At 71.4% G+C, this 17095-nt stretch carries 16 protein-coding genes; 8 read left to right on the top strand and 8 right to left on the bottom strand.

Going from position 1 to position 17095, the window contains the following annotated elements:
* Positions 1 to 140: 140 nt before the first annotated feature.
* The 5 genes from ACFQBR_RS18125 to ACFQBR_RS18145 all read left to right on the top strand — a co-directional run bounded on the left by ACFQBR_RS18125 (position 141) and on the right by ACFQBR_RS18145 (position 4795).
* Complete coding sequence (locus ACFQBR_RS18125) at positions 141 to 1136, top strand: ABC transporter permease (RefSeq protein WP_330157434.1); 996 nt, start codon at positions 141 to 143, stop codon at positions 1134 to 1136.
* Positions 1133 to 2035: an ABC transporter permease gene (locus ACFQBR_RS18130; protein WP_344179717.1), complete on the top strand. Its 903-nt coding sequence runs from the start codon at positions 1133 to 1135 to the stop codon at positions 2033 to 2035. Before ACFQBR_RS18125 ends, ACFQBR_RS18130 begins: the two co-directional genes overlap by 4 nt.
* Complete coding sequence (locus tag ACFQBR_RS18135; protein ID WP_330157432.1) at positions 2035 to 2985, top strand: ABC transporter ATP-binding protein; 951 nt, start codon at positions 2035 to 2037, stop codon at positions 2983 to 2985. The genes ACFQBR_RS18130 and ACFQBR_RS18135 overlap by 1 nt, the downstream gene beginning before the upstream one ends.
* 8 nt (positions 2986 to 2993) lie before the next feature.
* Positions 2994 to 3902, top strand: coding sequence for an ABC transporter ATP-binding protein (locus tag ACFQBR_RS18140; protein WP_330157431.1), 909 nt, complete (start codon positions 2994 to 2996; stop codon positions 3900 to 3902).
* 689 nt (positions 3903 to 4591) lie between these two features.
* Positions 4592 to 4795, top strand: coding sequence for a cold-shock protein (locus ACFQBR_RS18145; protein WP_267948388.1), 204 nt, complete (start codon positions 4592 to 4594; stop codon positions 4793 to 4795).
* A gap of 160 nt (positions 4796 to 4955) precedes the next feature.
* On the opposite strand, the gene ACFQBR_RS18150 is transcribed toward ACFQBR_RS18145, so the two are convergent.
* Positions 4956 to 6524, bottom strand: coding sequence for a glycerol-3-phosphate dehydrogenase/oxidase (locus ACFQBR_RS18150; protein WP_267948389.1), 1569 nt, complete (start codon positions 6522 to 6524; stop codon positions 4956 to 4958).
* A gap of 408 nt (positions 6525 to 6932) precedes the next feature.
* On the opposite strand from ACFQBR_RS18150, the gene ACFQBR_RS18155 reads away from it, so the two are divergent.
* Positions 6933 to 7775 (top strand): helix-turn-helix domain-containing protein, encoded by an 843-nt coding sequence (locus ACFQBR_RS18155; protein WP_267948390.1) that lies wholly within the window; start codon positions 6933 to 6935, stop codon positions 7773 to 7775.
* A 118-nt stretch (positions 7776 to 7893) separates the two neighbouring features.
* Here ACFQBR_RS18155 and ACFQBR_RS18160 read toward each other — a convergent pair whose 3' ends face one another.
* The 6 genes from ACFQBR_RS18160 to ACFQBR_RS18185 form a co-directional block, all read right to left on the bottom strand.
* A complete protein-coding gene (locus ACFQBR_RS18160; protein ID WP_267948391.1) occupies positions 7894 to 8643 on the bottom strand; it encodes an MIP/aquaporin family protein in 750 nt (249 codons plus the stop codon).
* 220 nt (positions 8644 to 8863) lie between these two features.
* The gene (gene glpK, locus ACFQBR_RS18165) at positions 8864 to 10360 is read right to left on the bottom strand and encodes a glycerol kinase GlpK (RefSeq protein WP_344179714.1); all 1497 of its coding nucleotides are present in this window, start codon (positions 10358 to 10360) and stop codon (positions 8864 to 8866) included.
* Positions 10361 to 10625: 265 nt separating this feature from the next.
* Positions 10626 to 11417, bottom strand: a complete 792-nt coding sequence (locus ACFQBR_RS18170; protein ID WP_344179711.1) for an IclR family transcriptional regulator — start codon at positions 11415 to 11417, stop codon at positions 10626 to 10628.
* A 149-nt stretch (positions 11418 to 11566) separates the two neighbouring features.
* Entirely contained in the window at positions 11567 to 12571 is a 1005-nt protein-coding gene (locus ACFQBR_RS18175; protein WP_344179709.1) for a threonine aldolase family protein, read from the bottom strand.
* 143 nt (positions 12572 to 12714) lie between these two features.
* The gene (locus ACFQBR_RS18180) at positions 12715 to 13170 is read right to left on the bottom strand and encodes a MarR family winged helix-turn-helix transcriptional regulator (protein WP_267948395.1); all 456 of its coding nucleotides are present in this window, start codon (positions 13168 to 13170) and stop codon (positions 12715 to 12717) included.
* Positions 13171 to 13172: 2 nt separating this feature from the next.
* Entirely contained in the window at positions 13173 to 13805 is a 633-nt protein-coding gene (locus ACFQBR_RS18185; RefSeq protein ID WP_344179707.1) for a DJ-1/PfpI family protein, read from the bottom strand.
* Between the two features lie 479 nt (positions 13806 to 14284).
* On the opposite strand from ACFQBR_RS18185, the gene ACFQBR_RS18190 reads away from it, so the two are divergent.
* Positions 14285 to 15661: a GntP family permease gene (locus ACFQBR_RS18190; RefSeq protein WP_344179705.1), complete on the top strand. Its 1377-nt coding sequence runs from the start codon at positions 14285 to 14287 to the stop codon at positions 15659 to 15661.
* A 34-nt stretch (positions 15662 to 15695) separates the two neighbouring features.
* Here the strand turns inward: ACFQBR_RS18190 and ACFQBR_RS18195 are convergent, their stop codons facing one another.
* Entirely contained in the window at positions 15696 to 16412 is a 717-nt protein-coding gene (locus ACFQBR_RS18195; RefSeq protein ID WP_267948398.1) for a FadR/GntR family transcriptional regulator, read from the bottom strand.
* Between the two features lie 138 nt (positions 16413 to 16550).
* On the opposite strand from ACFQBR_RS18195, the gene ACFQBR_RS18200 reads away from it, so the two are divergent.
* Entirely contained in the window at positions 16551 to 17066 is a 516-nt protein-coding gene (locus tag ACFQBR_RS18200; protein WP_267948399.1) for a gluconokinase, read from the top strand.
* Positions 17067 to 17095 lie beyond the last annotated feature (29 nt).

The raw sequence follows: 17095 nt of genomic DNA on the forward strand, positions 1-17095 counted from the left end.
CACCCCGGCCGGAGCACGGCGTACGCGCCCGGCCGGGGAGCCCCCGAGGGGCACGGGGCGGACCCCTTCCCCTTCCCGGGTCCGCCGCCGTGCCCCTCCGGGGACCCCCGCCTGTCCGACGCCATCACCTGGAGGAACGTGTGTGGCGCTACATCGGCCGTAAGCTCTTCGTCTACCTGCTTACGTTCGTCATCGCGGTCACCATCAACTGGATGATCCCGCGCTTCATGCCGGGCGACCCCGTCCGCAGCATGCTCGCGCGAGCCTCGGTCGGCAACCCCGAGGCCCTCGAGCGCATGACCACCTACTACAACGAGGTCTTCGGCCTCGACACGCCGCTGTACCAGCAGTACTTCAGCTTCTGGGGCGGGCTGTTCCGGGGCGACCTGGGCGTCAGCGTGATGCTCTACCCCGAACCCGTCACCGACGTCATCATGCGCTCGGTGCCCTACACCCTGGCCGTGCTGCTCCCCGCGATCCTGCTCAGCTGGGTCGTCGGCAACCACTTCGGGGCCTTCGCCGCCCGGAGCAAGATCCTCGACAACACGATCCTGCCGCTCGGGTACGTCCTGACCGCCACGCCCTACATGTGGCTGGCCCTGCTGCTCGCCTGGAGCCTGGGCGTCGTCGCCGGGGTCTTCCCGGTCTCGGGCGGGTACAGCTTCTCCCTCCGGCCCGAGTTCACCTGGCTGTTCATCTCCGACCTGATCAGCCACTGGTTCCTGCCGTTCCTGTCCATGTTCGTCGTGGCGCTGGGCGGCTGGGCGATCGGCATGCGGAACATGATCATCTACGAGCTGGAGGCGGACTACTCGAACTACCTCCAGGCCCTCGGCGCTCCGCGCAGGCTGGTCCGCAAGTACGCCTTCCGCAACGCGATGCTGCCCCAGATCACCGGGCTCGCGGTGCAGCTGGGCACGATCATCGCCGGATCGCTGCTCACCGAGATCGTGTTCAACTACCCCGGCCTCGGCACCCTCATCATCCAGTCGCTGAACAGCCGGGACTTCTTCCTGCTCCAGGGGATCTTCCTGTTCGTGGTCGTCGGGGTGCTGATCGCCAACTTCATCATCGACATCGTGTACGTCCTGGTTGACCCGCGCACCCGGGTCCAGATGACGGGAGGCTCGTCATGACCAACGTCGCCGGGGCGCCCGGAGCCCAGTCCGCAGCCGAACCCGCGGCTCCGCGCAAGGGCTCCGAGACACTGCACTACGCCCGCCGCAACCCCAAGCTGCTCATCGGCCTGGGCATCGTCCTCGCGTTCCTCCTGCTCGGCCTCATCGGCCCCCTCTTCGTCGACCACGGGCCCAACGAGTACGTCGGCCCCCAGAGCCAGCCCCCCAACGGAGAGTTCTGGCTGGGCACCACCTCCTTCGGCCAGGACATCTGGGCGCAGTTCGTGTTCGGGGTCCGCACCACGTTCCTCATCGGCGTGTTCGGCGGCGGCATCGCGTTCGTCATCGGCACGACGGTCGGCTTCATCGCCGGCTACAAGGGCGGGATCGTCGACGAGATCCTCAACATGCTCACGAACGTGGTCCTGGTCCTGCCCGCGATGGTCGTGCTGATCGTCGCGATCGCCTACCTGGACGCGCGCGGCGTGTTCGTGCAGGGCCTCTTCATCGGCCTCACCTCCTGGCCGTGGGCCGCGCGCGCGGTGCGCTCGCAGGCGCTGTCGCTGGCCACCCGCGACTACGTGGACCTGGCCCGCCTCAGCGGCCGGCGCACGGGGAAGATCATCACCACCGAGATCGCCCCGAACATGAGCTCCTACCTGGTGATGTCCTTCATCCTGCTGTTCGGCGGCGCCATCCTCATCGCCGCGGGCCTCGACTTCATCGGGCTCGGCCCCTCGGACGGGGTGTCCCTCGGCCTGATGCTGGAGAGCGCCGTCGCGTGGAGCGCCCTGCAGTTCGGGATGTGGTGGTGGTTCGTTCCGCCGGGCCTCGGCATCACGGTGATCGTGAGCTCGCTGTACATCCTCAACGTCGGGTTGGACGAGGTCTTCAACCCCAAGCTGCGGGAGCTGTAATGACCCTGCGCGTCAACGACCTGAAGGTCTACTACAAGACCCTGCGCGGGGACGTCCACGCCCTCGACGGAGTCACGTTCGACCTCGCCGACGGCGAGATCATGGGCCTGGCGGGGGAGTCCGGCTGCGGCAAGACGACCCTCGGCAAGAGCCTGATCCGGCTGGACTCGCGGATGCGCCACGTCGGCGGCACCATCGACCTGGACGGCAAGGACGTGCCGATCGCGGACGACGACGCGATGGTGCCCCTCCGCTACCACGAGATCTCGCTCATCCCGCAGTACGCGATGAGCGCGCTCAACCCCACCCGCAAGATCGGGCGGATGATCAACGAGCTGCTGCGCTCGCGCGGCGTCCGTCCGGCCGACATCTCCCAGGAGCTCACCCGGCGACTGGAGCTCGTCGGACTCGACCCGGACGTGCTGAACCGGTTCCCGATCGAGCTGTCGGGCGGCATGAAGCAGCGCGTCGTCATGGTGATGGCCACGCTGCTCAACCCGTCGCTGCTCATCGCCGACGAGGTCACCTCGGCGCTGGACGTGTCCACGCAGCGGTCGGTCGCCGAGTCGCTCGTGGAGTTCCGCGACCGCGAGTACGTCAAGAGCATGGTGTTCGTGACCCACGACATCTCGCTCGTGTACCAGATGGCCGACACGATCATGGTGATGTACGCGGGCCGCATCGCCGAGAAGGCCCCCGCGAAGACCATCATCAACGCGCCGCGCCACCCCTACACCCAGATGCTCATCTCGGCTCTCCCCGAGGTCGGCTCGACCATGGAGCAGGGGCGACTGGAGGGCATCCCCGGGACGCCGCCCGGCCTGCTGAACCCGCCGACCGGCTGCCGGTTCAAGGACCGCTGCCCGATGGCCTTCTCCAAGTGCTCCGAACAGCCGCCGCTGCTGGAGATCGAACCCGGCCACTGGGCCGCCTGCTGGAAGACGGGGTGAGGTAGACCGTGCTGGAACTCAGCCATGTGCACAAGGTGTACCGGGTCGGCGCGTTCGGCGGCGGCCGCCTGCGCGCGGTGCGCGACGTCAGCCTGACGGTGGAGCCCGGCGAGGTCGTCTCGCTCATCGGTGAGAGCGGCAGCGGCAAGAGCACCCTCGGCAAGATGGTGCTCGGCCTGAGCAGGCCGACCGGCGGCACGATCACGTTCGACGGCACCGACATCACCACCATCCGGGGCCACGCCGCGCGCAAGGAGTACTACCGCAGGGTGCAGGGGGTCTTCCAGGACCCGTTCAGCTGCTTCAACCCGATCTTCAAGGCCGATCGCGTCTTCGAGATGATCAGGACCTCCTACTTCCCGGAGGTCTCGGACGCGGACTGGCGGGACCGGGTCCTGGCCGCGCTGGCCACGGTCCGACTGGACCCGGGCAACGTCCTGGGCAAGTACCCCCACCAGCTCAGCGGCGGCCAGTTGCAGCGGGTGCTGATCGCGCGGGCGCTGCTCCTGGACATCAAGCTGCTGGTGGCCGACGAGATCATCAGCATGCTGGACGCGTCCACGCGCATCGACGTGCTCAACCTGCTCAGCGACCTCAAGGAGCGCGGGCTCGGCATCCTGTTCGTGACCCACGACCTGTCGCTCGGCAACTACGTCAGCGACAAGTCGGTGATCCTGCGCAAGGGCGCCGTCGCGGAGATGGGCCCCACGCTCAGGGTGTTCGAGAACCCCCTCCACCCCTACAGCCGCCACCTCCTCTCGTGCGTGCCGCAGCTGCACCGCACCTGGGCGGAGGTCGACGCGGAGCTGGCGGCGAACCCGCCGGAGGACGTCGTCCTCCCGGTGGCGGCCGACGAGGAGTCCGCTCCGCTGATCGAGGTGGAGGAGGGACACTTCGTCGGGATCGACCAGGGGTAGTCCGTGCGCGCCGCCACGCCGCCCCGGACCGTGCGGATCCGGGGCGGTGCGTGCTGTGGGGGCGGCCGGGCACACGCGCCGCTCCCACCGGCGCCGCGCGGTTCTTCGGCCGCCGGCGCCGGGTCCGCCGACCGAAAACGGAATTCACCTACGAAACCAGTGGGGATCGTTCTCCTACGCGCCCATACGCACCCATACGCGCGCGGCCGCGAAGTCGCCGGCGCGCGCAGGGCCCCCGCACCGTCCCCCCCCGGGGGCGTTCCACGGGGGTTCCAGGGCGCGTGCGGCGCCTTCCGGAAGGCCGCACGGAGGGGCCCCGCGCCGAGGGGCGGCGGTGGGGCGGTGCGGGGGAGCGCCCGGACGCCCATCCGCGCTGAAGTGCGGGAACGACATCGCGGTGACGGGTTCGCGAACAGGCCGTGACACGCCCGTGACCACGGGGTCCGCCGCGCGCGGTTCCCTCCCCGCCCGCCGGTATTCCTGACGGGGCCGTGCGGGTTGCCACACCGAAAACCTTCGCGAGCTGGCTCGGCTGTGGTAAGTTCGGTGAAGATTGTTAGTCGTTGAATTTCGCAGTTGGTGTCTTGCCCGCGGAGTTTGTGACCGGCGGGCGGTTTCTCTTGGAGTCGGCTCGCGGCAATTCTCGGACGTGAGTATGCGTTCGTGTACACCGAGCTGAAGGAGAGAACATGGCTCAGGGAACTGTGAAGTGGTTCAACGGCGAGAAGGGCTTCGGCTTCATCTCCCCCGACGACGGTGGCCCCGACGCCTTCGTTCACTACAGCGCCATCCAGGGTAGCGGCTTCCGCAACCTGGAGGAGAACCAGCGCGTGGAGTTCGAGATCGTCGCCGGCACCCGCGGCCCGCAGGCCGAGAACGTCGTCGCGCTCTAAGACGTAGAACGTCGTAGGACGCCCCGGAAGGCACCGCCTTCCGGGGCGTTCGCGTGTCCGGGGCCCGGTCGGGACGGCCGTCCCGGGCCCCGTGCCCCCTCACGGGACCGGCCGCCGCCCCCGTGAGGGGACGGCGGCCGACGGGGTGCCGCGAGGCGGGTCAGTCCGCGAGCAGCGCCTCCGTGCGCTCGCGCACCTCCGGGGTGTCCAGGCCGCGCACGGTCACCGTGGTGCGCCGGCGCAGCACGTCGTCGACGGTCACGGCCCACTCGCGGTCCCGCGCGAAGACCACCTGCGCCCAGATGTCGGGCCCGTCGGGGTGGATGCGCTCGCCCAGCTCCGGGAGGTCCCGGACCAGGACCGCGATGTCCATCGCCAGGCTTCCGTAGTGCGACGCCAGGTGGCGTGCGACCAGCGGGTCGAGGCGGGCGCCCGGCTCGCGGTCGATGATGAGCCGCTGGGTCACCGCGTCCGGGCTGGCCAGCCCGGGGAGCGGCACGGTGCGCAGCGGGTCGACCATGTCCTCGCCCAGGGGCACCGCCGAGACCTTGCGCAGCTCCTCCAGGACGGTGCGGCCGATGTGTCGGTACGTCGTCCACTTGCCGCCCGCCACCGACAGCATCCCGCCGCGCCCCTGGCTCACCACGGTCTCCCGCTTGGCCGCGCTGGTGCCGCCGGGGCCTCCCGGCAGCACCCGCAGGCCGGCGAAGGAGTACGTCACCTGGGAGGCGTCCAGGTAGGGGGCGTCGATGCCCACCGCGGCCTCGCCCAGGATCTGCTCGACGTCGGAGGGGACCACCCCCACCTCGGCCGGGTCGCCGGTGTACTCCTCGTCGGTGGTGCCGAGCAGCAGCCTCCCCTCCCACGGGATGGCGAACGAGACCCGGTACCGGTCCACGGGGATGGTCAGCGCCGCGCGCCACGGCTCGGGCGTGCGCAGGACCAGGTGGGCGCCCTTGGACAGGCGCACGCTGGGCCCGGCCGCCGGGTCCTCCATCCGCCGCAGGCCGTCCACCCAGGGCCCGGTGGCGTTGAGGACCAGGCGGGCGTCGATCCCGAACTCGTGGCCCCCGACGCGGTCGCGCAGGTCGGCGCCTGTGACCCTGCCCCGTGTGGTGCGCAGGCCCACCACCTCGGCGTGGTTGAGCACCACCGCGCCGGCGTCGGCGGCGGCGCGCACGGTCATGACGGCCATGCGGCTGTCGTTCATCTGGTGGTCGCTGTAGGCGGCCACCGAGCGCAGGCCCTCGGTGCGCAGTCCGGGCGCGAGGCGCTTGGCCTGGGCGGGGGAGAGCAGGCGGCCCATCCCGTCACCGAACGCGGACAGGGCCGAGTACAGGAAGACCCCGGCCCCCATCTTCGCGGCGCCGTGGGGCCCGCCCGAGTAGACGGGGACCAGGAACGGCATGTGGTTGACCAGGTGCGGGGCCACGTCGGAGGCGAGGGAGCGGCGCTCCCGGTGGTTCTCCGCGACCAGGCGCACGTTGCCGGTCTGGAGGTAGCGCAGTCCGCCGTGCACCAGTTTGGAGGAGGCGCTGGAGGTGGCCCCGGCGAAGTCGCCGGAGTCGACCATGGCCACCCGGAGCCCGGCCTGGGTGGCGGTCCACGCGGCGGACGTGCCGAGGATGCCGCCGCCGACGACGAGGAGGTCGAAGGTTCCCCGGGAGAGTTCGTCCCGGGTGCGGGAGCGGGCGGAGGAGGTGTCGTTCTGGCGGGCGCTGGTGGTCATGGGCTGGTGCTCCGTCCGTTCGGAGGGATGGCGGGGACTCCGCAAGCGCCTGAACGGGCTCAGACCCTTCAGACGTGTGTCGCCTGCATAATACGACAATGCCGAACGGCGGCACGATCTGAGGTCATCCGTCCGGGGTGTCGTCGGCCCCGCGCCGGTCCTGACGGGGGCGTCGTACTGCCGGTGTGACCAGAGACGACTGCGTGAACCCGCTTCGTGATCGATGTGCGGCATTGTCGAATACTTTGCGGCCGTTCGCGTGCGCGCCCCGCCGGACCGCGGTCGCGCCCGGGCCCGGACGGGTGTGATGCCGGCGGGCGGGGCTCCGGGGCCGGGCGCGGTTTCGGGTCCCGGGTTCCCCGGATTGCCCCACCGGAGGGACATCCCGAGTCCTACGATTGGGGCATCATGGCGACCAGGTACTCACCCACGATCCGGCGCCGCCGCCTCTCCGCCGAACTCCGGCGGCTGCGGCTGGCCGCGAGGAAGACCAGCGAAGAGGCCGCCGCCGCCTCGGGCCTGTCCAAGTCCACCTACTCCAACATCGAGTCCGGCGTGAAGAAGCGCCCCAGACTCAGCGAGGTCCGAGCCGTCCTGGACGCCTTCGGGGTCGGGCCCGGCCAGGAGTACGACGAGATCCTCAACCTGTGCCGCCAGGCCCTCGAACGGGGCTGGTGGAGCCGCTACCGGGACGTCCTCGCCGCGCGCTACGTCGGCTTCGAGACCGAGGCGAGCTCCATCACCACCTGGCAGCCGATCGTCGTGCCGGGCCTTCTCCAGGTGCCCGAGTACATGCGGGTGACGGCCCTGGCCGGGATGGCCAACCCCCAGGACATCCGCAGGGTGACGGACGCCAAGATGACCCGCCAGCGCATTCTGGACGACGAGGACCCGCCGGAGCTGTACGCGGTCTTCGACGAGGGGGCGCTGCTGAGGCTCCGGGACTTCCCCGACGCCAAGCGGGCCCAGGTGGCGCACATCGTGGAGATGGCGGAGCGTCCCCACGTCACCGTCCAGATGACCCTGGCGGCCAAGCTCAACCCCGGCGCCGGCGGCCCCTTCGTGATCATGGAGTTCCCCGAGCCCATCGACCCGATGGTCGTCTACCTGGAGACCGACACCGACGGCATCTACCTGGAGGAGCCCGACGAGGTGGTGCGCTACCAGAACATCCTCAACCACCTCCGACTGGTCGCCCTCCGCCCGGGGGAGACCCTCGACTACCTCCGTGAGGTCCACCTCGGGGCCTAGGGCCCGCGTGCCGAGCACCGGCTCCCGTCCTCCGGGGCGGTGGGGCGGTCGGGCGGACGCGGACGGGGGCGCCCGGCGCGAACGCCGGGCGCCCCCGTTCCACCGCGGGCCGGGGCGGTCAGACCCCGAACCCGGTCAGCTTCCAGATCCACGCGCCGATCACACCGCCCACGAGCGGGCCGACGACCGGGATCCAGGAGTAGCCCCAGTCCGATCCGCCCTTGCCCGGGATCGGCAGCAGCGCGTGCGCCAGGCGCGGACCCAGGTCGCGGGCGGGGTTGATGGCGTAGCCCGTCGGCCCGCCCAGGGACAGGCCGATCGCGAGCACGAGCAGGCCGATCATCAGCGGCGCGATGCCGTTGGTGAACAAGCCGCCCAGGTCCACGTCCCCCTCGGAGACGAAGCCCGAGTTCGCGCCGATCCCGAGCACGCCCAGGAGCAGCATCGCGGTGCCGATGATCTCGGTGACGAGGTTGGCGACCGGGTTGCGCACGCCGGGGGAGGTGCTGAACACGCCCAGCTTGGCCTCCGGGTCGTCGGTCACCTTCCAGTGCGCGAAGTAGGCCAGGTAGACCAGGACGGCGCCGGTGAACGCGCCGCCCAGCTGGGCCAGCATGTAGCCGGGCACCTGGGCCCAGGCGAACTCGCCGATGCTGGCCAGGCCGAGGGTCACCGCGGGGTTGATGTGCGCGCCGCTCGTGGAACCGACGACGTAGACGGCCATCGCGACCGCCATGCCCCAGCCGAACGTGACCACGATCCAGCCCCCGTTGAGGGCCTTCGATCGGGCGAGGGAGACTCCGGCGACGACACCGCCGCCGAGCAGGATGAGGATCGCCGTTCCGACGAACTCTGCCAGGTACACCATGGAGGACCTCCGCCCCGGTGAGGGGCAGCCGGGTCACGGGAGGTCAGGTGTGCTCGCGGGGCGCGACCGCACGCCGGACGCGGGCATAATCAGACACACCCGTCACAGGATGGAGATGGGACGGGGGCGCGGTCGCGCCCCCTGTACCGCCTCCCAGGGGAGCAGGTGGCAGCCGTGGCGCCCCTGGGCGGCGGTCGTTCGGACGGGGCCCTGCCCCGGCCTACGCTTCCTCGTGCTCGACCCAGTCCAGGGTGCGTCGCACGGCCTTGTTCCAGTTGTGGTACTCGCGCTCGCGGACGGCGGGCTCCATCTCCGGGTTCCACTCGGCCGCCTTGTGCCAGTTGGCGCGCAGCGTCTCCACGTCGGGCCAGTAGCCCACCGCCAGCCCCGCGGCGTAGGCGGCGCCGAGACAGGTGGTCTCGGCGACCATCGGCCGTACGACCTCGGCGTCCAGGACGTCGGACAGGATCTGCATGAGCAGGTTGTCGGCGGTCATGCCGCCGTCCACCTTGAGCGTCGTCAGGTCGATCCGCGAGTCGGCGTTCATCGCGTCGACGACCTCGCGGGTCTGCCACGCGGTGGCCTCCAGGACGGCGCGCGCGATGTGGCCCTTGGTGACGTACCCGGTCAGGCCCGCCATCACGCCCCGGGCGTCGCTGCGCCAGTGCGGGGCGAACAGGCCGGAGAACGCCGGCACGATGTAGCAGCCGCCGTTGTCGTCCACGGTGCGGGCCAGCGTCTCGATCTCCGGAGCGGTCGAGATCAGGCCGAGGTTGTCGCGCAGCCACTGCACCAGCGACCCCGTGACCGCGATCGAGCCCTCCAGGGCGTACACGGCCGGTTCGTCGCCGAGCTTGTAGCCGAGCGTGGTGAGCAGGCCGTTCTGTGAGGTCACCGGCTCGGTGCCGGTGTTCATGACCAGGAACGTGCCGGTGCCGTAGGTGCCCTTGACGTCGCCCGGGTCGAAGCAGGTCTGGCCGAACAGGGCGGCGTGCTGGTCGCCGAGAGCGGACGCGACGGGGGTGCCCTCCAGGTAGCCGCGGGCCTCGCCGTAGACCTCCGAGGACGAGCGGATCTCCGGCAGCACGGCCGCCGGGATGCCCAGTGCGTCGAGGATCTCGGGGTCCCACTCCAGGGTGGCCAGGTTCATGAGCATGGTGCGGCTCGCGTTGGTCACGTCGGTGACGTGGCGGCCGGTCAGGTTCCAGATGATCCAGGTGTCCATGGTGCCGAACAGGACCTCGCCCCGTTCGGCCCGTTCGCGGAGCCCGTCCACGTTGTCGAGCAGCCAGCGCAGCTTGGGGCCGGAGAAGTAGGTGGCCAGCGGAAGGCCGGACCTCTCGCGGAACCGGTCCTGGCCGCCGTCCGCGGCCAGTGCGCGGATCAGGTCGTCGGTGCGGGTGTCCTGCCAGACGATGGCGTTGTGGACGGGCTTGCCGGTCTCCCGGTCCCACACCACGGTGGTCTCGCGCTGGTTGGTGATGCCGACGGCGGCGACCTGGTCGGGCGTGATGTCGCTCTTCTCCAGGGCCTCCTGGACGACCACCTCGACGTTGGTCCAGATCTCCTCGGCGTCGTGCTCGACCCACCCCGGTTGGGGGAAGATCTGCCTGTGCTCGCGTTGGTCGACGGAGACGATGCGTCCGTCCCGGTCGAAGAGGATGCAGCGGCTCGACGTGGTGCCCTGGTCGATCGCGGCGACGTACTGCTGACTCATCGGTTGCTCGCCTTCAAGGTGGAGGGCTCGGGATGGGGGCCGGACACACACGCACACGGGTTATCCCCGCACGTTGTACGACATTGACGCATGGGTAGGCGTTAGTTTCATCCGTTCTTCCTTCCCATGTCAAGGCCGTGTGACGCAATCGTGTCGCGTGGGTCACGCAGCCTGCCGGGCAACGGTGCCAGGGAAGGGGCGGCTCACGGAAGCCACCGCGCGGAACCGGCGCGGGGCGGCCGGGCCGGGGCGCGGCGGGACGCGCTCAGTACGGGGTGACGCCCAGGTCCCGCGAGATGGCCCTCGCGGCGTCGCGCACGTACGAGACCTGCTCCATGTCGGGCCGGCCCTCCTCGCCGCGCAGGCGCTCGACGGCGCCGCGGACGCCTATGGCGCCGACCGTGGTGCCGCGCCGGTCGCGGATGGGCGCGGCGATCGACACCTCTCCGTCGACGAGTTCCTCGACCTCCCAGGCCCAGCCGTTCTCGCGGACCTCGTCCAGCCGCCGCTCCAGGACGGCGGGGGAGGTCACGGTGTGCCGGGTGAACGACGGCAGGGTCACCGCCCCGCCCGCCTCGACGGCGTCCGTGTCCTCCTCGGGCACGGCCAGGGGGTCGAAGGCCATCAGCACCCGGCCGATGGCGGTGGCGTGCAGGGGGAGCAGGGTGCCCACGTCGAGCGTCTGGCGCGAGGAGTCCGGGCGGAACACGTGGTGCACCACCAGCACCTGGTGCTTGTGCAGGGTGCCGATGCGCACGCTCTCACCGCTGCGGGAGGCCAGGCTGTCGGCCCAGTTCAGGGCCCGGGTGCGCAGCTCGTTGCCGTCCAGGTAGCGGGTGCCCAGGCTGAGCATGCCCCCGCCCAGGCGGTAGCGGCCGGACTCGGGGTCCTGCTCGACGAACCCCACGTGCTGGAGGGTGCGCAGGATCCCGAGGGCGGTGCCCTTGGGCAGCTCCAGTGACCGGGAGATCTCCGCCAGGCTCAGCCCCCGGGCGCCGGTGGCCAGGATCCGGAGGATGGCCGCCGCGCGTTCGATCGACTGGATTCTTCCCGGCATTGAGGTGCTACCACTCTCTAGTACGACAATGTCATACGCGAAATGCTACTACGCGATGTGATGCCCGGCAGGGGAACGGTCGTCCGGCGGCATGCGGGATCGGGCCAGTGTAGCCGCCCGTCCCGCCCCGACCTGGGCCGCGGGTGAGGTCACAGCTCCTCGACGGCCTCGGCGATCCTCCGGGCCGCGTCCTCGACGTCGCGGTCGGTGATCTCCAGGTGCACCACGAGGCGGATCGACGCGCCGCTGCCCAGCCCCGTGACACCGTGGCGCGAGAAGGCCTCGGCGTACCGGCGGGCCTCCCCGGCCGGGGTCCGCACCAGCACCATGTTGGTCTGCGCCAGGGCGGGCAGCCCGGACAGCTCGGTGATCCGTGCGGCCAGGACGGCGGCCCGCTCGTGGTCCTCGGCCATCCGCTCCCTGTGGTGGCGCAGCGCGTACAGCGCCCCGGCGGCGATGACGCCCGCCTGGCGCATCCCCGCGCCGAGCATCTTGCGCCCGCGCCGGGCGCGCGCCACCGTGTCGGCGTCGCCGGCCAGGGCCGATCCCACCGGGGCGCCCAGCCCCTTGGAGAAGCACACGGAGACGGTGTCGAACCCGTCGGCGACCGCGGAGGGGGCCGTGCCGAGGAAGACGGCCGCGTTCCACAGGCGGGCGCCGTCCAGGTGGGCGCGCAGCCCGTGCCGGTGCGCGAACCCCGTCACCCGGGCCTGCTCGGCGAGCGGGACCACCCGCCCGGTGAACGTGTTCTCCAGCCACACCAGGGCGGGCTCGGCCCGGTGGACGTCGCCGCGGCCGGCGATCCACGACTCCAGCAGTTCGTCGGTGGGGAAGATCCCGTCGGAGTACAGCCGGGGGAGGGCGCGGGCCAGCACCGCCGTGGCGCCCTGCTCGTCGCCGATGAGGTGGTGGTGCTCGTGCGCCCAGACCTCGTCGCCGCTGCGGGTGGACACGTACAGGCCCAGCTGGTTGGCCATGTGCCCCGAGGGCACGTACAGCGCGGCCTCCTTGCCGAGCAGGTCCGCGGTCTCCTCCTCCAGGGCTCGGACGGTCGGGTCCTCCCCCCACACGTCGTCGCCGACCTCCGCCTCGGCGATGGCCCGGCGCATGGCGGGGGTGGGGCGGGTGAGGGTGTCGGAGCGCAGGTCGATCATGGCGGCTTCCTTCGGCTGGGTACGGCGCCCCCGGCTCTCGGGGGCGGAGGCGTGTCCCGGGCGCGCGGCACCCGGGACACGGACGGCGGGGCGGCCCGGCGGAGCGCGGGACGGGCCGTGGAAGGGACGATACTGCCCCGCCCTCACCCCTCCCCGAGCCGGTCCAGGGCCCGGGAGAGCCGGTGCAGGGACTCCAGGGCGCGCTCGGCGCCGTCCTCACCCAGTTCGGCGACCAGTGCGTCGGCGACCCTGCCGTGGTCCGGGTCGATCCGCCGCAGGGCCTCCAGGCCCTCCTCGGTGGGCGCGAGCAGCTTGGCCCGGCTGTGCGCCGGGTTGGGGCGGTACTCGGCCAGCCTCCTCTCCACCAGCAGGTCGGCGATGCGCTGGACGCTCTGCCGGGTGGTGCCGAACCTGCGGGCCACCGCCGACACCGGCAGGGGCTCGTCGGTCACGGCGCCGAGCACCTGCCAGCGGGCCGCGGTCAGACCGGCCGAGCGGGCCAGTTCCTCCGCCACCGAGAGGAGCTGCCCGTTGAGGCGGAAGACGGTGAGCGCCGTGCCGGTGAACAGCTCGGAGTGTCTGTCGGCGGTCGACGCCATGCTCAGGACCCCTCCAGCAGGACGTGGTAGGCGTCGGGGTCGTGCTGAGCGTGCAGCCTGTACCAGGCGTCGAGGACGCGCGGCGTGAAGAGGTGGAGGGCGGCGAAGATCGCGCGGGCGAACTCGAGGGGCGCGGTGGGACCGGCCGTGATGAGGCCGCCGTCGGAGACGGTGAGCTCGGAGCGGTAGCGGCCGGTGCCCGCGTATCCGGTGCCGAGAAGGTACTCGGGCGCGGCGCTGGTGTGGTCGCGGTAGTCGAGCAGGCCCTCGCGGGCGAGCCCGGCGGTGGCGCCGCAGATGGCGGCGACCGGCACCCCGGCGTCGAGGAAGATTCCCGCGGCGGACGCGAAGGGCGCGAGCGCCTCCGGGTCGGCGTCCCAGCCCGAGGCGCCGGGCAGGATCAGCATGGAGCTGGCGGAGGGCACCAGCTGGGGCAGTGCGAGGTCGGGGAGGATCGTGATCCCGCCCATGGTCGTGACGGGCGCGCCGCTGAGGCCGACGGTGACCACGTCGTAGCGGCCCGGGTCGTGCTGCCACTCGCCACCGCGGATGGTGGCCACCGCGTGGCCGATCTCCCAGTCGGCGAGGTCGTCGTAGACGGCGAGGTGAACGGTCTTCCTGTTCTCTGCACTCATGACAACATGCTGTCATTTGGACAGGATGCTGTCAATGGAATCGGACGCCTGGCCGGGGCGGGGCCCCGGGGCGGGGCGCCGTCGCCCCCGTCTGTGCGGCCACCGTTTTCGGGCGGCCCGCAATGCGGGCATGTCACCGGACCTTCGGGGAGGTTCGTCCCGGCGGGAGTGGGGAGCGGCGGTTTGTCCGGGCGAATCGGGGGCGTCCCGGCCAGGAACTCCTACCGGGGCGGGGGGAGTTTGGCAAGGGTTCGCCGTGCGGCGGGACGTCCGGGAGGGGGTGTGCTCCCACCTGCGCGGGCGGGGAGGGTCCGCGGGCGGGGGTGACGCGTGTCTCGCGGGAGTAACAGAACCGCACGGGTGGTTCACAGAAGCTCACAAATGGTATTACCATTGCCGAGGCCTGTTTCAAGCGCAGGTCAAGGCCGTTTCATGCTGCGGTCGTGTGCCACCCCATCAGTCCACTGGAAGGCTCCGTCGTGGAGAACTTCGAGCCCGTCTACGGGACGGGTCCGCTCCTCGGGATCGCGGCGGGCGCCATCGCGCTCCTGCTGTTCCTCATCATCCGCTTCAGGATGCACGCGTTCATCGCGCTCGTCCTGGTCAGCGTCCTGACCGCCCTCGCCGCCGGCATCCCGGTGTCCGGGGTCATGCCGACCCTCCTGGACGGCTTCGGCGGCACGCTCGCCAACGTCGCCCTCCTGGTCGGCCTCGGCGTCATGATCGGGCGCCTGCTGGAGATCACCGGCGGCGCCGCGGTGCTGGCGGGGGCGCTCATCAGGCTCTTCGGGGAGAAGCGCGCCCCGCTCGCCCTCGGTGTGTCCTCGCTGCTGTTCGGCTTCCCGCTGTTCTTCGACGTCGGCCTCATCGTCATGCTGCCGATCGTCTTCAGCGTGGCCCGGCGCGTCGGCGGGTCGGTCCTGACCTACACCCTGCCCACCGCGGGCGCCTTCGCGGTCATGCACGCCTTCGTGCCCCCGCACCCCGGCCCGGTGACCGCCGCCGTGGAGATCGGCGCGGACATGGGCCTGACCCTGCTGGTCGGCCTCCTCCTGGCGATCCCGACCTGGTACCTCTCCAGCTACCTGTACGGGCTCTGGGCGGGCAAGCGCTTCGAGATCCCGGTCCCCGAGGACGTCATGTCCGACGGCACCGTCAAGCACGACGACCCGCCGCACCTGGCCACGGTCCTGGGCATCCTCCTGCTGCCGATGGTGCTGATCTTCGCCAACACCGGCGTCTCCGCCTTCGCCGCCACCGGTACCGTTGCCGCGGACGCCCTGTGGGTACAGGTCTTCCAGCTGATCGGCCAGACCCCGATCGCCCTGCTCATCACCGTGCTCGTCGCCATGACGGTGCTCCGCCGGGGCCGCTTCACCCGTCAGAGGGTCGAGGAGATCGTCGGAGGGGCGCTCGGCCCCGTCTGCGCCATCATCCTCATCACCGGCGCCGGCGGCATGTTCGGCATGGTGCTGCGCACCAGCGGCATCGGCGACGCGCTGGCCGGCTCGCTGGAGGCCACGGGCCTGCCGGTGATCGTCGCCGCCTTCGTCATCGCCCTCGCCCTCCGCGTCGCGCAGGGGTCGGCGACCGTCGCCATCACCACCGCCGCGGGGCTCATCGCCCCGGCCGTGCAGGCGGCGCCGGGGCTGACCTCCATCGACCTGGCGCTGATCGTCATCGCGATCGCCTCGGGCGCCACGGCCCTGTCGCACGTCAACGACTCCGGCTTCTGGCTGGTCGGGCGCTTCCTCGGCATGGACGTCAAGACCACGCTCAAGACCTGGACCGTCATGGAGACCCTCATCGGCTTCATCGGGTTCGGTCTCGCCTTCGGGCTCAGCCTGGTGCTGTGACGCGCGGGCGGGCGGGCTCCGGCCCGCCCGCCCCTCAGGGGGCCGGGTACGCCTTCGGGTCGTGCTCCAGGGCGTCCGAGACCTCGGTGACGATGGACCGCATCGCGGCCTCGGCCACGTCGGGGAGGCCGTCCCGGATGGCCTGGGCGACGGTCTTGTGCAGCCGCAGCGCCTCCGGGCGCGGGTTGCGCGGCATCAGGTCGTAGGAGGTCCGGCCGACGAGGACCTCGGCCACCACCTGCGCCAGCCCGACGAGCATCTCGTTCTCGGAGAGCTCCAGGATGCGGCGGTGGAAGGTGATGTCGAGCTCGAGGAAGGTCGCGAGGTCCCCGGCCCGACCGGTGAGGACCATCTGGTCGGCCACCACCACCAGCTGGGCCCGCTCCTCCTCGCCGCCCCGCGCGGCGGCGAGCGCGGCGGCCCCGGGCTCGACGGCGGCGCGCAGCTCGTTGAGCGAGCGCAGCTGCTCCATACGGCCCGGACCGGCCAGGCGCCAGCGGATCAGCTGGGGGTCGAAGACGCTCCAGTCGCGCCGGGGCCGCACCCGGATCCCGGTGCGCGGGCGGCTGACCACGAGGCGCATCGACTCCAGGACGCGTACGGCCTCGCGCGCCACGGTCCGGGAGACCCCGAAGTCCTGCTCGAGCCCCTGGAGCGTGAACGTGTGGCCGGTCGCGTACTCGTCCGCGGCGATCGCGGGCCCGAGGACCGCCAGCACCCGGTTGTGCAGCGTGCGGTGGTCGGTGCCCATCGTGCTCCCTGTGCTCCGCGCTCGTCCGGTCCGGCCACAACCGGCCGGGTTCCAGCCTGAAGCCTAGCCGGATTGATTGATATCACTATTAGTGGTGGCGCTTGCGTCCCCGCAGGAGCACCAGGACACGGAGAGACCATGCACTTTGTCTTCATGGGCGTCGCCGGAAGCGGCAAGACCACCGTCGCCGAGTACGTGGCGAAGCGCCTCGGTCTGCCGTTCGCCGAGGCGGACGCCTTCCACCCCAGGGCCAACATCGAGAAGATGGCGGCCGGCGTCCCCCTGACGGACGACGACCGATGGCCCTGGCTGCGCGACCTGGCGGCGTGGATCTCGGCGCACGACGCCCTCGGGGAGTCGACGGTGATGGCGTGTTCGGCGCTCAGGCGCGAGTACCGCGACGTCCTGCGCGAAGGGGCGCCCGGGGTGTGCTTCCTGCACATGCAGGGGCCCGCCGAGGTGATCCTGGAGCGGATGGCGGCCAGGGCCGACCACTTCATGCCGCCCGCCCTGCTGGAGTCGCAGCTGGCCACCCTGGAGAGGCTGGGCCCGGACGAGCCCGGCCGCGAGTTCGACGTGCGGAGCGACGTCGACACCCTCACGGAGCAGGCGCTGGAGTACGTCGGCGAGTGCATGCGGGCGGCGGACGCCTGACGGGCGGGAGGACCCGCCCGCGGGGCCGG

It is taken from the genome of Nocardiopsis tropica, assembly GCF_042660575.1.
Lineage (GTDB): Bacteria > Actinomycetota > Actinomycetes > Streptosporangiales > Streptosporangiaceae > Nocardiopsis > Nocardiopsis tropica.

Excerpts from the sequence above, each read along its gene's own strand:
- ACFQBR_RS18170 (WP_344179711.1), bottom strand. The coding sequence starts at position 11,417 with ATGCCGGGAAGAATCCAGTCGATCGAACGCGCGGCGGCCATCCTCCGG.
- ACFQBR_RS18200 (WP_267948399.1), top strand. The coding sequence starts at position 16,551 with ATGCACTTTGTCTTCATGGGCGTCGCCGGAAGCGGCAAGACCACCGTC.
- ACFQBR_RS18145 (WP_267948388.1), top strand. The coding sequence starts at position 4,592 with ATGGCTCAGGGAACTGTGAAGTGGTTCAACGGCGAGAAGGGCTTCGGC.
- ACFQBR_RS18175 (WP_344179709.1), bottom strand. The coding sequence starts at position 12,571 with ATGATCGACCTGCGCTCCGACACCCTCACCCGCCCCACCCCCGCCATG.
- ACFQBR_RS18135 (WP_330157432.1), top strand. The coding sequence starts at position 2,035 with ATGACCCTGCGCGTCAACGACCTGAAGGTCTACTACAAGACCCTGCGC.
- ACFQBR_RS18195 (WP_267948398.1), bottom strand. The coding sequence starts at position 16,412 with ATGGGCACCGACCACCGCACGCTGCACAACCGGGTGCTGGCGGTCCTC.
- glpK (WP_344179714.1), bottom strand. The coding sequence starts at position 10,360 with ATGAGTCAGCAGTACGTCGCCGCGATCGACCAGGGCACCACGTCGAGC.
- ACFQBR_RS18160 (WP_267948391.1), bottom strand. The coding sequence starts at position 8,643 with ATGGTGTACCTGGCAGAGTTCGTCGGAACGGCGATCCTCATCCTGCTC.
- ACFQBR_RS18130 (WP_344179717.1), top strand. The coding sequence starts at position 1,133 with ATGACCAACGTCGCCGGGGCGCCCGGAGCCCAGTCCGCAGCCGAACCC.
- ACFQBR_RS18150 (WP_267948389.1), bottom strand. The coding sequence starts at position 6,524 with ATGACCACCAGCGCCCGCCAGAACGACACCTCCTCCGCCCGCTCCCGC.
- ACFQBR_RS18185 (WP_344179707.1), bottom strand. The coding sequence starts at position 13,805 with ATGAGTGCAGAGAACAGGAAGACCGTTCACCTCGCCGTCTACGACGAC.
- ACFQBR_RS18155 (WP_267948390.1), top strand. The coding sequence starts at position 6,933 with ATGGCGACCAGGTACTCACCCACGATCCGGCGCCGCCGCCTCTCCGCC.
- ACFQBR_RS18180 (WP_267948395.1), bottom strand. The coding sequence starts at position 13,170 with ATGGCGTCGACCGCCGACAGACACTCCGAGCTGTTCACCGGCACGGCG.